The sequence below is a fragment of the Bullifex porci genome (genome assembly GCF_009695635.1).
Lineage (GTDB): Bacteria > Spirochaetota > Spirochaetia > Sphaerochaetales > Sphaerochaetaceae > Bullifex > Bullifex porci.
In genome coordinates this window covers 81,992-96,770 of sequence record NZ_VUNN01000001.1, presented here as the reverse complement: position 1 = coordinate 96,770, position 14,779 = coordinate 81,992, and the positions used below count along the sequence as shown (strand labels likewise).

At 34.8% G+C, this 14,779-nt stretch carries 14 protein-coding genes; 2 read left to right on the top strand and 12 right to left on the bottom strand.

Annotated elements, in window-relative coordinates:
• Window positions 1-67: 67 nt before the first annotated feature.
• From FYJ80_RS00435 to yedE, 6 genes are all read right to left on the bottom strand, one after another.
• Window positions 68-1,327, bottom strand: a complete 1,260-nt coding sequence (locus FYJ80_RS00435; protein ID WP_154424155.1) for a type II toxin-antitoxin system HipA family toxin — start codon at window positions 1,325-1,327, stop codon at window positions 68-70.
• Between the two features lies 1 nt (window position 1,328).
• Window positions 1,329-1,670, bottom strand: coding sequence for a helix-turn-helix domain-containing protein (locus FYJ80_RS00430; protein WP_206360883.1), 342 nt, complete (start codon window positions 1,668-1,670; stop codon window positions 1,329-1,331).
• A gap of 82 nt (window positions 1,671-1,752) precedes the next feature.
• Window positions 1,753-2,766: a selenide, water dikinase SelD gene (gene selD / locus FYJ80_RS00425; RefSeq protein ID WP_154424154.1), complete on the bottom strand. Its 1,014-nt coding sequence runs from the start codon at window positions 2,764-2,766 to the stop codon at window positions 1,753-1,755.
• On the bottom strand, window positions 2,766-2,975 hold the full coding sequence (locus FYJ80_RS00420; protein ID WP_154424153.1) for a DUF3343 domain-containing protein: 210 nt from the start codon (window positions 2,973-2,975) through the stop codon (window positions 2,766-2,768). Before FYJ80_RS00420 ends, selD begins: the two co-directional genes overlap by 1 nt.
• Window positions 2,972-3,175 (bottom strand): sulfurtransferase TusA family protein, encoded by a 204-nt coding sequence (locus tag FYJ80_RS00415; RefSeq protein WP_154424152.1) that lies wholly within the window; start codon window positions 3,173-3,175, stop codon window positions 2,972-2,974. The genes FYJ80_RS00420 and FYJ80_RS00415 overlap by 4 nt, the downstream gene beginning before the upstream one ends.
• A complete protein-coding gene (gene yedE / locus FYJ80_RS00410) occupies window positions 3,172-4,248 on the bottom strand; it encodes a YedE family putative selenium transporter (RefSeq protein ID WP_154424151.1) in 1,077 nt (358 codons plus the stop codon). The genes FYJ80_RS00415 and yedE overlap by 4 nt, the downstream gene beginning before the upstream one ends.
• Before the next feature lie 70 nt (window positions 4,249-4,318).
• Here yedE and FYJ80_RS00405 point away from each other — a divergent pair, with 70 nt between their 5' ends.
• Window positions 4,319-5,458 carry an aminotransferase class V-fold PLP-dependent enzyme gene (locus FYJ80_RS00405; RefSeq protein WP_154424150.1) on the top strand — a complete coding sequence of 380 codons (1,140 nt, stop codon included), beginning with the start codon at window positions 4,319-4,321 and terminating at the stop codon, window positions 5,456-5,458.
• A complete protein-coding gene (locus FYJ80_RS00400; protein WP_154424149.1) occupies window positions 5,439-6,344 on the top strand; it encodes an XdhC family protein in 906 nt (301 codons plus the stop codon). Before FYJ80_RS00405 ends, FYJ80_RS00400 begins: the two co-directional genes overlap by 20 nt.
• Window positions 6,345-6,424: 80 nt before the next feature.
• On the opposite strand, the gene FYJ80_RS00395 is transcribed toward FYJ80_RS00400, so the two are convergent.
• The 6 genes from FYJ80_RS00395 to FYJ80_RS00370 form a co-directional block, all read right to left on the bottom strand.
• Complete coding sequence (locus tag FYJ80_RS00395) at window positions 6,425-9,151, bottom strand: autotransporter outer membrane beta-barrel domain-containing protein (RefSeq protein WP_154424148.1); 2,727 nt, start codon at window positions 9,149-9,151, stop codon at window positions 6,425-6,427.
• Between the two features lie 240 nt (window positions 9,152-9,391).
• The gene (locus FYJ80_RS00390) at window positions 9,392-10,147 is read right to left on the bottom strand and encodes a hypothetical protein (protein ID WP_154424147.1); all 756 of its coding nucleotides are present in this window, start codon (window positions 10,145-10,147) and stop codon (window positions 9,392-9,394) included.
• Complete coding sequence (locus FYJ80_RS00385) at window positions 10,137-11,855, bottom strand: phospho-sugar mutase (protein WP_235899555.1); 1,719 nt, start codon at window positions 11,853-11,855, stop codon at window positions 10,137-10,139. Before FYJ80_RS00385 ends, FYJ80_RS00390 begins: the two co-directional genes overlap by 11 nt.
• Complete coding sequence (locus FYJ80_RS00380; RefSeq protein WP_154424146.1) at window positions 11,842-12,507, bottom strand: HAD family hydrolase; 666 nt, start codon at window positions 12,505-12,507, stop codon at window positions 11,842-11,844. The genes FYJ80_RS00385 and FYJ80_RS00380 overlap by 14 nt, the downstream gene beginning before the upstream one ends.
• Window positions 12,508-12,573: 66 nt before the next feature.
• Complete coding sequence (locus FYJ80_RS00375) at window positions 12,574-13,380, bottom strand: sugar phosphate isomerase/epimerase family protein (RefSeq protein WP_154424145.1); 807 nt, start codon at window positions 13,378-13,380, stop codon at window positions 12,574-12,576.
• Window positions 13,380-14,768, bottom strand: coding sequence for a lactate racemase domain-containing protein (locus tag FYJ80_RS00370; protein WP_154424144.1), 1,389 nt, complete (start codon window positions 14,766-14,768; stop codon window positions 13,380-13,382). The genes FYJ80_RS00375 and FYJ80_RS00370 overlap by 1 nt, the downstream gene beginning before the upstream one ends.
• Between the last annotated feature and the right edge of the window lie 11 nt (window positions 14,769-14,779).

Genomic DNA, 14,779 nt, shown 5'->3' with positions numbered 1-14,779 from the left:
ACATATACTTTATCATGGGAAATTACCCATTGCAAGTATAATTGTTGCAGTTTGTTGCATATTCTATTCAATTCTTTTTTGAGCAAAGATAGAATGCAGGACTCATATCATCAATCTCTCTATTTGATAATCCATAAGACTTTGCAATATTCTTATAATTACTATTAATAATATTTGAAACCTCATCACAATACTCTGTAGCTTCAGCCTTAGTAACTGAAAATTTATTTGAAACCTCTATCGCTAATTCAAAACTTATATTTGGATTATATTCATCGACATTTAATGACAACTCATCACCATAAGGAATAGGATTAACATCATATAGTGGAGAAAGAGACCAGCCTTGCCTATTATATATAAATCCATGGTTTCTCAAATGATCATCTGTATTTGAGACAGCCATATTAAAAACTATCCTTCTCCATAGCTCTCTTAAATCTCTTTTTGGATTTATTCCATTTTCTTTAATGAAATCTACAATATCTAAATAGCTTATTCCATCGCTAGAGCTTTGGCCATCTGTTTTTCCAAGTAGCGTCATAGCAGAAGCAAAATGAATTCTCTTATTTTTATCTCTATCAAATCTTCTAACAAGGTATGTACTACCAAATTTTGAAAACCTTTCAAGCTTTGCCTCTACTACATTTAGCATACACATCTTTGCTAAATCATGGACAACCATTTCCCACGCACCTACATCATAGGAATCATTTCTTGAAGGAAACTTTGCAATCCAAAGATTGTTTGATGTATCAGAAACATTAGCCTTAGGTCTTGCACCACCAAGAGAAGAGCCTGGTTTAATTAACTGGTCAAACCAACTATCATCATTTTCTATATCATCACTCTCAAAAGCTTTTACACTTGCTTCTAGCTTTCTTAAACTAGTCCAGGGTGGTATAGTATTATCAATATCACTAGAAATAAAAGGACCATCAAGGTGTGTTTTAAACCTTAACCCACCCATTCTTGTTTCATCATATACACCTAAAAGAAAATCACTTTCAAAGAGCTTTGATGGTTTTTTCCCGACTTTGTCTGCTAATATTCTCTCTTTTTTCTTTAATAATGCTCTTCCCCATATATTTGGAGAAGAATCAGCAAACAAACCGAATATCCTTTTTCCATAAGCATATTGTCTGCCACTACGATATGATAAATCAGGATCCAGCTTTACTTTTGGCATAATTGTATCAAGATAATTTTCATCAAATTCAAAGGATACGAGCTCATTACCTCTAACAATATCAATATACATATATCCTATTAATATAGGATTTATATTTGAGAAGCTATCAAATACAAAAATCTTTTTTTCAGCCATATTATCTTCTAGGAGCTCTTTTTTTACATATAATTCCTTTATCCATTTGATAATTTTTCAACTCTTCATCCTTAGCGACTAAAAGCAAGTCCTTATCAAGTCCATTAATTGCATGCAATACTGCTGCATAATTACCCATAGCAACAGCAGGATTCCCTGCTTCTACCTTCCAAAGAGTAGACCTACTTATTCCTGCCCTATCAGCAACAAGCTGAGCAGAAATCAATCTTCTTAGTCTTGCATTCTTTATTTGAAGTCCTAATTCCTTCAATATTTTTTCAGTACTAATTGCACAATTATACTCAGCTTTCTTCATATACCACCATATAATGTTTGTTATCATAAACATTATATATATTAATGTTAAAGATAGCAAACATTATTAGGAAAAATAATGGAACCAAATAAATGGTTCCAAATGTAATTTAAATTATTTCAACACCACTTCCGTCTGCAACATAACCAATAATACGTGCAGGCTCTCCAAAAAGCTTTATAAACCTTTCAGCATCCTCTTTAGACATACTTAATAGTAAGCCACCACTAGTTTCAGGAGAGAAGCAAAGATCCTGTAGCTCTAAAGGAATAGTATTACTAAAGTCTACTTTATCAGCTAAATACTCTCTATTATTGTATAAGCCTTCAGGAAGAAGTCCAAAGCGAGCATACTCTAAAGCACTAGGAATAATATTAAGCTTACTTGTGTCAATCACTATCTTAACACCAGATGCTGATGCCATCTCATTAGAGTGTCCAGCTAATGAAAAGCCAGTTACATCTGTAGCTGCATGGATATCTAACTCCTTTGCACACTCATATGCTCTCTTATTAAGAGTAGTCATACTATTAACTGCAATATTAAAAGCCTCGTCATCACACATATCAGCCTTCTTAGCTGTATTTATGATTCCAACTCCTAATGCTTTAGTTAATACTAGCACATCCCCTACTCTTGCACCCTTATTTCTCCAAACCTTACCCTTTTCTGCAAAGCCTGTAACACATAAGCCATATTTTGGAGTTGGGTCACTAATAGTGTGGCCTCCACCAATTACACAGCCAGCCTCCCTAACCTTATCAATACCACCCTTTAATATCTCTGATAGCACAGATAGCTCTAAGCATGCTGGGAAGCATACTAAGTTCATGCAAACAGCAGGCTTACCACCCATAGCATAGATATCAGATATAGCATTAGCGGCTGCAATTTGACCAAATGTATATGGGTCATCAACCATTGGAGGAAAGAAATCTACAGTTTCAAGTAGGACTCTTCCATCATCAAGGTCATATATTAAAGCATCCTCTGCACCCTCATATCCATTTAGCAGCTTATCACACTTTAAAACAGGTAAAGTCTCTATTACACTAAATAATTCTTTTGGTGAAAGCTTAGCAGCACACCCACTAGTCTTCACCATAGATGTTAATTTAACCATTAATAAACCTTTTTATAGTTATTCCCATCCTCAATGTATATTGCTTCATAATTAAATGTTGGATTAATTTCATCAAGAAAAATTTCCATTGCAGTGCCACATGAGGATGAGAGAGCACGAGGAACGCTTATTAAGCGTCCCTCCTTATTAACTCTTCTAGCCTGTAAAGCCTCATAATGAGAGAAGAATGTAATAATGTATTTATTCATTTTTTAAATATTATTGACCAATCACTACCATCTTCCTTGACAGTAACGTTAAAGCCAAGAGCATTTCCTAGTCTTGATACATTCTCTTTTGCGGCAACGTTATCAACTAAGATAGTTAATTCCTTTTCCTTTCCAATAGCTCTCTTAGTCTGTACAATTGGTTCAGGACAGCTTAAGCCTCTGCAATCTACTGTTTTCATCTAGCTTCCTCCTTCTTTACCTGGTAAATCTTAATAAGTGCAATACTAACTAAGAAAATAAGACCGAAGATTACAGCAACTCTACCATTAGTCTTAACACCCTCATTTGCAACACCTGCAAGTGAGAAGTTGTGGCTAATTGCAGCACCAACTAATAAGCCAAGTACGGAAATAGCACTATCTGAGTTACCTTCACCAGCAAGAATAAGCTGTCTTAATGGACATCCACCAAGCATTACAGAGCCAAGTCCACAAAGAGCCATACCTAAGAAGTTAAATAGATGGTCAGAGTGAGCAACAGGCTGGTTAGCAAATCCAAGATTAAAATTACCTGTAGCAATATTTAAAATAAGCATTACTACAAAGATTGAAACGAATCCAAATAATAAGGTTGTATCCTTAACAAGGATTGTATCTCTTATTCCACCTACCATACAAAGTCTTGTTTTCTGTGCTAAAGCACCAACAATAAGACCTGCAAGAAGAGAAATAATAATTGGAGCATGCATTGAGCCTGGTCCCTTCTCAGAGAATGCAAATAATGCAGGGATAGCTAAAAACAATACGAAAAGAACGATGTTTGCAAATGGTAATGCAACTCCTTCTACACTACTTTGCTTTTGATATCTACCAAGTGAAAAACCCTTTGTTAAGAAGAATGCACCTACTGCAACACCTGCTGTAAATCCAAGTAAACCAACTAGAGCATTTAAGTCACCCGCAGAAAGTCTGATAATCATTCTGAATGGACAGCCTAAGAATGCTAGTGCTCCAATCATAACAAATGCAGCAATGATAAATCTTAAAACAGGAGAAGAACCACCTCTAGGCTTAAACTCCTTAGTAACAACAGCTATTAGGAAGGATCCTAATATTAGACCGATAATCTCAGGTCTAATGTACTGTACTACAGCTGCATTATGTAGCTTTAAGCCACCAGCGATATCACGTACAAAGCATGCAATACAAAAACCCATGTTCTTTGGGTTACCGAACAATGGTAGCATAAAGGCAATAACACCTATTATGATACCTCCAATTAGTAAGTTTCTTTTGTCTTTTAGTAGTTTCATATTAATAGACTACCATTATATTTTTTACTCTTCAATGGAAAAGTGATGCATTTTGTTGTATTCTACCCTTATGAATAGAATCTACCTCGATAATAGCTCAACATCATACCCTAAACCAGAAGTAGTAATAAAGGCTATGAATAACTACTTTTATAACAATGGTTCTAACCTTCAAAGAGGTGAAAGTAACTATAACTTTGATGCTGAGGATATTATCTTTAATCTTAGAGAAGAGCTTTCAGAGCTTGTAAATTATAATGATCCAAGCTGTGTTATCTTTACTCAAAATGTAACTTCAGCATTAAATACTGTAATTAATGGGTTATTTAAAAGTGGTGATGAAGTATTAATCTCTCAGCTAGAACACAATGCTGTTATGAGGCCTCTTGTAGAAAGAGGAATAAAATATATTCCGCTTTCCTCAGATGAGTTTGGTCATATTATTCCAGAATTAATAAAGGAAAAGCTCTCTGATAAAACAAAGGCTTGTATTATCCAGGTTGCAAATAATGTAAATGGATGTATCCAAGATATTAATAGTATCGGTAAAGTATTAAAGACTTTTAATATTCCTTTAATTCTTGATAGCGCTCAAGCTCTTGGTCATATCGATTTAGATATGATAAAGGATAACATCGATATTTTATGCTTTACAGGCCATAAAGGCTTAATGGGCCCACAGGGTACAGGTGGTTTTATTGCTAAAAAAGAAATAATATCAAAGATAAAGCCATTAATATTTGGAGGAACTGGTTCCTTTAGTGATCTATTAACACAGCCAGAAAACCTTCCTGACAAATTTGAAAGTGGAACACAAAATATTATAGGTCTTATAGGCTTAGAAGCAGCAATAAAGTATTTAAAGCAAAATAAAGCTGAAATTAGAGATAAAGAAAGAGAAATAAAGAAATATTTTCTTTCTTTAATTAAAGATATTAAATACTTTGATATTTATTCTTACTCAGAGGAAATTCCTATAGTATCAATTGGTTCAAAGTACTTTGATGTTGCTATGCTTGCAAACTATTTAGTTCGCAAAAATATTCAAACACGAGTAGGCCTTCATTGTAATGTAATGACTCATAAATATATGTCTACCTACCCTGAAGGTACTATTAGATTTTCATTTTCACACTTTAATACTACTGATGAATTAGATATTACAGCTAATGTGATAAAGGAGTTCTTAAATGGAAAAGATTTACTATGAAAAGCTTTTAGAGGAATTAAAGAATGGCTCAATAAAGCGCTATACCTCCCTTGAAGGTGATACTTTAGGAGAAGAAAGCTTAAATATAAATAACTTTAAAGGTAGAGTTTTAGAGGAAAACTTAACACCACCAGTTCATTTAGTACTATTTGGAGCTGGTCACGTTGGTAAAGCATTATTCCATCTTGCACGCCTACAAGATATTGATATTACTGTAATTGATTCAAGAGATGAGATATTAAAGCAGGAGGACTTTCCTAATGCAGAGCTAATTAAGGTTGACTATAGTAATATGGATGCTCTTAAGTTAAATGTTTATAACCCATATTTCTGTATCTTTACTCATGGTCACTTTGGTGATAAAGCATGCTTAGAGTGGTGCTTAAAGCAAAAAACTGAGTATGTTGGTATGATTGGAAGTAAAGGTAAAGTAAAAAATACCTTTGAAAAGCTACTTAAAGAAGGTTATACAGAAGAGCAATTAGCAAAGGTACATGCTCCTATTGGAATTACTATAGGAGGAGATACTCCTCAAGAAATTGCAGTTTCAATTATGGCAGAGATAATTCAAACCTATAGCTCTAAGCCTAATAGAAGTGTTATGGATATAGAGCTTTTAAAGGTGTTATCAAAGAAGGAAGGAGTCCTTTGTAGGATTATCTCAAAGAAAGGATCTGCACCAAGACAAATTGGAACTAGCATGTTCGTAACTAAAGAAAAGGTCTATGCAACTGTAGGTGGTGGTGCATTAGAAAAAAGAGTTATCGAAGAAGCTCTAAATCTAAAAGAAAATGTAATGCTTAAGGAATATATTCTAAACCCACAAGGTGACTTAAACATGATATGTGGTGGTGATGAAGAGATATTATTCCAAAGAATTAACTAAGATGATAATCTCCCTTGGCTCACATAGAAACCAAGGGAGAAAGATTTTATCCTAAATGCTGAGGGGCAGCATTACAGAAACTAGTTATTTTTAGACACAGTCCAAGTAACATCATCAGTTTTGTTTACTTTATAACCATCTTTAACATAAACAGAAGGATCTTTCATAAATGTTCCACCAGTAATTGATACTCTATTCTTCTTGTCAACATCAGGGCTATATGGTACAACACCACCAACAACATTTGCATTAATAATTGTTAGGTATCCTCTACCTACTTCTATATCGCCAGTTATTGTTCCGGTAGTATCGATAGTTACACGACTTCTATTATAAACACTCCAGTTTCCATCTGCATCAAAAACAATCTTTCCTTCTTCTCCAATAATATTTGTATTTCCTGAAATAGTTACTGGATCATTATTGAAACTCATAACATATGAAGCACCACCATACTGATTGGTTCCATCAATTGTCATGTTCTCCAAAGTCAAATTAGAATAGTTTTGAATTATACGTTGAATGTTTCTTCCATCAGTCGCAGGAGTTTTATTTTCTTCAGAAATAGTAATAGTACCATTCTTAAAGGTAATTGTAGAACCCTTTAGTAACTGGAAACCATTTGTTTCAGTATTAGTAGACCCTGCGCCAGGTTTATTTAATGTATAAGTATGACCGCCGAAGTCGACTATTACATTCTTTCCTGAGGATATTGAGCTTCCATTGGCTAATACATCAGAAGCAAGCTTTATTATTGCACCATCAGTAGAATAATTCATTGCAGATGCAATATCAGTAAAAGAACCACCTGATACTTCAATACGTTTATTAGTGTCTCCAGTTTTTTGAACAAACGTAATACAATTTACGTAAGAATCTGTCTTAAAACTTCCTCCGCTAATAGTTATCTTTGATTCATCAGTCATTGCAGGATAATTAGCTTCACTATCAAAAACAATTGTGGAGCAAGGAACTACAACTCGTGAGTCTCCAACTTTTCCTGTTACGCTACCTGTACAATTAAAAGTACCTCCTGTTACATTTACATTACCTGCACGTGCTACAATACCTGCACCACCTGTAATGTTAAAAGTACCACCAGAAACATTAATATTATCCTTCCAAGGTGCATATATACCACAAGCTACATAACCAGTAGAAGTGATTCCACCATTAAATGTACCACCAGAAATATTAATTGTATTAGAATCACCAGTCCTTTTTTTACCATTTCCAGAGATAACAGCATTGTCAATTGCAGTAAATGTACCACCATTTATATTAATGGTTGCACCTGTCGCATATCCTGTTATTACAGCACCTTCTTGACCTATATAGTTTCCGGACTCAATTGTTGTTTTAGAAGCATTTCCTACACATATTGCTACATTGGTTTTAGATACAACTGTACCATTTTTGATTTCCAAAGTACCATTATTTAGTATTGCAGTCCCATTTACAGTTAATGTATGACCATTGAGATCAAGTATTAAATTCTTACCATTTGGAATATTTATTGTTTCATTTTGAGAAATATCTTTTAAGAGTACTATATTAGATTTATCTTCAGAAACATCATTTATAGCATCTTTTAATTTTGCATATACTTTATTTTGTTTAGTATTATATGCTTCAACTTCGTCAGCTAGAACATAATACTCAGAGAAGTGAGTTGTTTTAAATACAAGTTTTCCTGTTCCAATATCATAGACTACATCAGTAGGTTGTCCACCATCTGTACCATTATACTTAACAGATACATTATTAAGGTTCTTAGCAATGTAAGTTTCAATTACAACTTCTTTACCATTAAAACTTGTTACTTCTTGATTATTTACTTTAAGAGAAATATCAATACCAGCAACAGGAACAGATGTACCTGAACTTGTTACTGAGAATTCACTTCCTGCAGATTTAACACTTAAATTAAGTACTGCATTAGAAGAATCGTCATTAAAAGATCCAGCAGGGAATGTTACTGTTGTGTTAGTTCCTGGTGTACTTGTAGTAGCAGGAGCAACAGATGTTTCAACTTTTACTTCTGCTTCTTTCTTAACTTCGATAACTTGTACATCTGAAGTTGGAGCACTACTTCCACCATTAGTTATTTCACCTTTTTCTATATTTCCACTAATTGTAGTTTCTCTACCACTTACAACAGTTACAACTAAAGATTTTGATGATATAGTAGAATTATTATTTCTATATTCGAATGTTATTGTGTGAGCACCTGGAGCACATTCAATTCTCATGTTTGCGCCGTTGAGATTTAATATTTCAGTTTTATTATTATTATTTTGATTATCAACTATAGATGCATAATTAGGATTCTTATACTCATCATTAGCATAAATTAGAACATTATTTAAAACAATATAACCATTATCACCTGTATTTTGCTTAACTGGTACAGGAACTGTTACATTTGGTTCATAGAAATTCCATTTGATTGTTACCTTACTGGTAGTACCGGCATAAACCTTTTTACCATCTTTAAATCCCCTAAGGCTTATAGTCCAATCACCTTGAGATAAAGTTACAATTCCATCCTTTGGAAGTATTGAATCACTTGTTGCACCATAATTAAATTTTGTTTCACTTTCTTTTGTTGCAGAATAGTGCCAAGTGATACTGTCATCATCTAAATTAATTGTTTCAATATCAGTAGTTAGGCTTCTGCCCCCCCCAGATGGGGTTAATCTGACTTTAACGCGTACATCACTAGCATCATCAGAACCCATGCTACATGATGTAAATAGTGATGCTATTAAAAGCATTACTAATAACGAAATGGATAATTTCTTCATTTTTATCCCCCTATTTTATTTTATTTCATAAAAAAGCTAAAAGCTTCTCTATGTAATATTATAAAACACCACTGAGAAATAATATTTACAGGGAGAAAAAGAACTATAAAATCTCACCACCTATAAATAAGATTTCTACGTCTTTAATATAACTCACAAAGGACAAGATGTAAATTTTTTTAAGAATAAAAAATGATAATTACTTTCTTTTATATACTTATAATTATATAAAATAAGTAATTAAAATCCAGCTTTAAACAGAAACGCAAGTAGATATAAATCTAAAGACTCATTGGTTGCTGAACGAACAAGTCTTGCAGAAAGCTTTTCATCTCTTTTCTTACAATCCTTAACCTGTTTTAAATAATAATCTAGAGCCTTATTTGTTTTATGAAGATAGCTTTTCATAATTTGGATAAAAGCTTCAGGAAGAGTAAATGATACATCCTCTAATTGTGTTAGCTCATCTGTTTTTGATAAAATATCACTTATCTCTAAAATAGAATATTTAGATGAAATTTCATAAATATATTCTTCAATTGAGTTTAAATAATCTTCTTGTATTAATTCTGCATTAGCTAATTCCTTTCTAATGTCATACATAAGCTTACTCTCTCTTGCAAGACGAATATCTCTTTTAGACATTCCAAGGAAGGTTAATACTGAAAGTAATAAAGCAGCTATTAGTTCATCGAGCATCGGTATTGGATCTCTAACAACTAAAGATAAAAAGAAATAAACAAGTAAAAATACTAATGCACTAATTAATAAACGCGGGATATAGTGCTTATCCTGTAAAAAATGAGACACAGTAATCTCACTCTTTGATATCAAATAGCTATCAAGGTTATCACGTGTCTCATCATCAAGCATATTAGCACTGTGGATCCTGAAGGATTTTATATCTTCAGGATTCACATTTCTATACTCTAAATTAGATAGAGTTAAATCATAGTGTTTTAGCTTAAGGATATAAGCTTCAACATCAAAGAGCACTCTTAAACTCCTCTAAGATCTTATCACGGTTAGCTTCAAGCTCGCTTCTACCACCCTTACCCTCAAGTAAGAAGATGTAGTACTTGATCTTTGGCTCTGTACCAGAAGGTCTTACAACAAGCTTTTCACCACTTGTGAAGCGGATGATAATAACATCAGCCTTAGGGAAGCCTGTGTTCTCACCAAGAAGATCTTCAACCTTTTCAATAGTTCTATTAACAAAGGTATCACCAGCTTTAAGCTTTCTCATATCAGCCATGATCTGCTTCATCTGCTCTTTACCAGCAGCACCCTCATAATCTCTTGAGAATACGAGCTCTGTATAGTAGCCATAGTGAGCATAGATGCTATCAAGTCTCTGCTGGAGAGTAATACCTTTAGATGCATAGTGACACATCATCTCAACAGCTGCAACTGCTGATGATACAGCATCCTTATCATGTACATCATTAACAGTTAAGAAGCCATATGACTCTTCACAGCCAAAGAGGAAGAAGTTGTCCTTGTTAACACCCTTATCAATCTTATCCATCTGCTCAGCGATATATTTAAAGCCTGTAAGAACGTCCTTACAATCACCACCATTAGATTTAGCAATCTTCTCAACAAGGTCTGTTGTAACTAAGCTCTTAACGATTAATGGCTTCTTGCTGCCAATACCCATCTCATTTGAGGTTGTGATTAAATAATCAGCAAGGAGAGTTGCAATTTGGTTACCAGTTAATAATAGATAATCTGTCTTCTCTGGAGTTGTAGGAATTGCAAGGCCCATTCTATCAGCATCAGGGTCTGTACCAAGAACGATATCTGCCTTAACCTCTTTAGCAAGCTCAATTACCTTACTCATTGCTTCATGTGACTCTGGGTTAGGAAGCTTAACAGTTGGGAATGCACCATTTGGCTCCTCCTGCTCCTTAACTACACAGCATCTAATACCAAGTTTAGAGAGCATGTGTCTTACAGGTACATTTCCAGATCCATGTAATGGAGTATATGCAACTGTAATTGGAGAGCCCTTAACAAGCTCAGGGCGTCTAAGTGATGAAATAACCATATCATAGTAAGCTTCATCAACAGATGCAGGAACACTTTCAAGGTAGCCGCTCTTTCTAGCTTCCTCTTCACTGATATCCTTAATTCTATCTGCTGTTACTGCATTAGCAAGCTTAGCAATTTCAATATCATGTGGAGGTGTAACCTGACCACCATCTGACCAATAAACCTTATAACCATTGTACTTTGCTGGGTTATGGCTAGCAGTAATAACGATACCAGCTGTAGCCTTCATATTTCTTACAGCAAATGAAAGCATTGGAACTGGATGGAGTGTATCATAAAGATATGTCTTTACCTTGTTAGCGCTTAATACTAAAGCAGCAGCCTTTGCAAACTCTGGGCTATAGTGTCTTGAATCATAAGCGATTACTACAGTTGAATCAGGTCCAACAGATAAGCAATACTCTGCTAAGCCTTGAGTAACCTTTCTTACCATAAAGGTATTGATACGGTTTGTACCACCACCAATAACACCACGCATACCTGCAGTACCAAAAGCAAGTGCTGTGTAGAATCTGTCGTAGAGAGATTCATAATCCTCATTTTTCAAAGCGTCAGCAACCTCTGCTCTAAAGACCTCATTCTTTTCGCTATCAAGGTAGACCTTTGCTTTCTCGACGACTTCCTTTTTCATTTCGTCAGTTAATACCATTCTTTAGCTCCTCCACTGTGTTTACTATTTTTATGTTTTTACCTTCAAACTTCTCAAGAACGCTTCTTGGTCTAAAGCCCCAAGAAACTAAAATACCCTTAACAGGCTGGCTGTTAATTACAGTTTCCCCATCTACTTCACTATCACCAACATAAAAAATATTTTCTAATGGGACGTCTACTAAGGAAGAAAAGCTCTCAACACCCGCCCTATTTGGCTTTAGAGGTATTTTATCACAAAACCCCTGTACAAATGCAAAATTTATATCGCTAAATAGCTTTTTTACTATTTCCTTTACTAAAATATCACTTTTATTAGATAAAATACCTAGCGCATAACCTTTTTGCGACATTGTTTTTAATAATTCCGTTATACCATTATATGGCTTTGAATAATCACAAGGATGAATATAATAATATGAGATTAATTCGTGGTATAGTATATCTAGCTCATCATCAGGATATCTTGCTGATGAATATGCTAAAGCACCCTTTAGAGCATTTTTTAGGCCTCTACCAACAACACTCATACACTCATCTCTAGTAATTTCTCTATTATATGTAAGGTTCATACAGTGGTTAATTGCACATCTTATATCCTCCACTGTATCGACTAATGTTCCATCAAGATCAAAAAGAATTGCTTTTTTCATGCCACCATTTTAGATAAAAAAAGCTATACCGAGCAAGCGATATAGCCATATTATGATAAAACCTTATTAAATATATCTACCTCTTAAGAAGGTAACAGCTCTTCTTGCAGCCTCCTCTGGCTCTGGATATGGAAGACACTCAACTGTAGTCCAGCCATTATATCCAATCTTACCAAGGGCTGAGAAAATATCATCAAAATCTAAGTGACCATCACCTGGTGCATGACGGTTACTATCTGCAAGGTGAACATACTCAACATATTCTCTATTTCTAATTAGAGCCTCCCCTATATGAGCATCCTCAATATTCATATGGAATACATCTGGCATCATAGTAAAGTTTGGCTTATTAACCTTCTTAACTAATTCAACACACTCATCTGTATTGTTGATGTAGTCAATCTCATAGCGATTTACTGGCTCAAGTATTAGCTTTACACCACGTCCTGCAGCATAATCTGAAAGCTTACTAGCCATATCGATAAAGAGATTTTCACAAAGAGCTTTATCGCGTCCCTTAATAAAGCCTCTTACTCTTCCAATATTAACTAACTGTCCGAAGTCGGAAGCTAAATCAATAAAGCCACAGAAGTCCTTATATAAAAGCTCTCTATTTTCTTTGTTCTCATCTGTGAACATTAAGCCTCTAGCAGCAAACACCTGTCCTGATGAAATTGCGCTAACACTCATTGAGTTTTCTTTTAAGATTCTTCCAAGCTCCTGACTTGTAATTTCATGTGGATCCTTAAGAGCAAGCTCTACACCATCATATCCAAATTCATGAGCCTTCTTTATTGATTTCTCTAAGCCTCTCATTACAACAAATGCAGAAGCAAGAGCATTATCACTAGCTATAGCAACACCTAATTTCATTATTTATCCCCTTTTACAACTGGTATCTCATATGGACCTTCTGCAAGGTAACATATGCTCATTTCCTCCAAGCGTTTTCCACTTCTCTTTTCGATATCTCTTAATGCATTCCAAATAGCCTTATCAAAGACATCAACTGAATCATCATCAAGCTTATCACCATCAAGTAGTCTAATATCGATACCAGGAAGTAGGCAGAACTCCTTAGACTTAATTTGTGGAGCATAGAAATAGAAGTTCTTCTCATCTGTCTGCTTAAAGACCTTAGCCCACTGCTGTACCTGCCACTGCTCTGGGAGGAATGTCCAATCAGGAGACTTAATCATTCTTAAAAAGCCATCTGGTCCTACTAGGTGTAGTAGCGCAAGAGTAGTTTTATAGTTAGGACTACCAATTACATCCTTTTGGTCTGTTGCATCACTAATAGCAATTAAGTATCCATCCTTCTTTAATGCACCAATTGAAGCAACACCACACTTTGCACATTGATAGTGGTTGATACCAACAAAGCCACCATGAGTAATTACGATATCAGCCTTTTCAGGGATTTCAGTTTCTACACTCTCTCTAATCTTATCTACAGCCTTAAGGTGTGCACTTTCAAGCTCGCCAGCAAAGATACCTGTGATCTTAAAGTCATGGTCGAGTGTAACATTTACAATAAAGTCAGCACCTGCAAGCTTAGCAACTGCAAGTGATTCCTCATGTACAGGGTTACCCTTAATTACTAAATCTCTACTCATTGAATCGGCCATTAGCTCTGGGCCATGGAAAATATAAGTGGATTCCTTTCCAATTAAGCCTGGGCAAATTGATTTTCTACCACCAGAAGCACCTGCCATAAAGTGTGATTCAACTAAACCAGTTAAAATCTTTAAATCTGAGGACATATAGAGAGAGTCTATAAAAGCGTCCGTCCCTCTTTGAGTTTTACCAACAAATGTTAAGCTATCCTTATCATCTGCATCGTGGTTAACTATCCTAATTCCACGCTCAAAGACTCTCTCATCGATCATAGCTCTGAGCTCATTATCACCCATAGCTCTATGCATACCGGTTGCTACCAAGATAGTAATATCACTATCCTGGTAACCTGCCTTAGTAAGAGTATCGATAATAGGAATCAGTATCCCATCCTTTCCTTTATATGGAACTGGTCTTGTATTATCAGAGACAACAATACAAGCCTTTGCACCACTTTTTTTGCTCTTCTTCTCTGTTGCAATCTCAATTAAGCTCTTTGAATTGATTGGTGCTAGCAAAGCCTTATTTAATTCCTCTTCAACATTTTCAACTCGCCTTGGAGTTGCCATATGAGCAATGAAAGTATTATCAGGAAGATTAATATTATTAAATCTCGTAGATAGTGGATTAGGGACACTGATCATTTTTATTACCT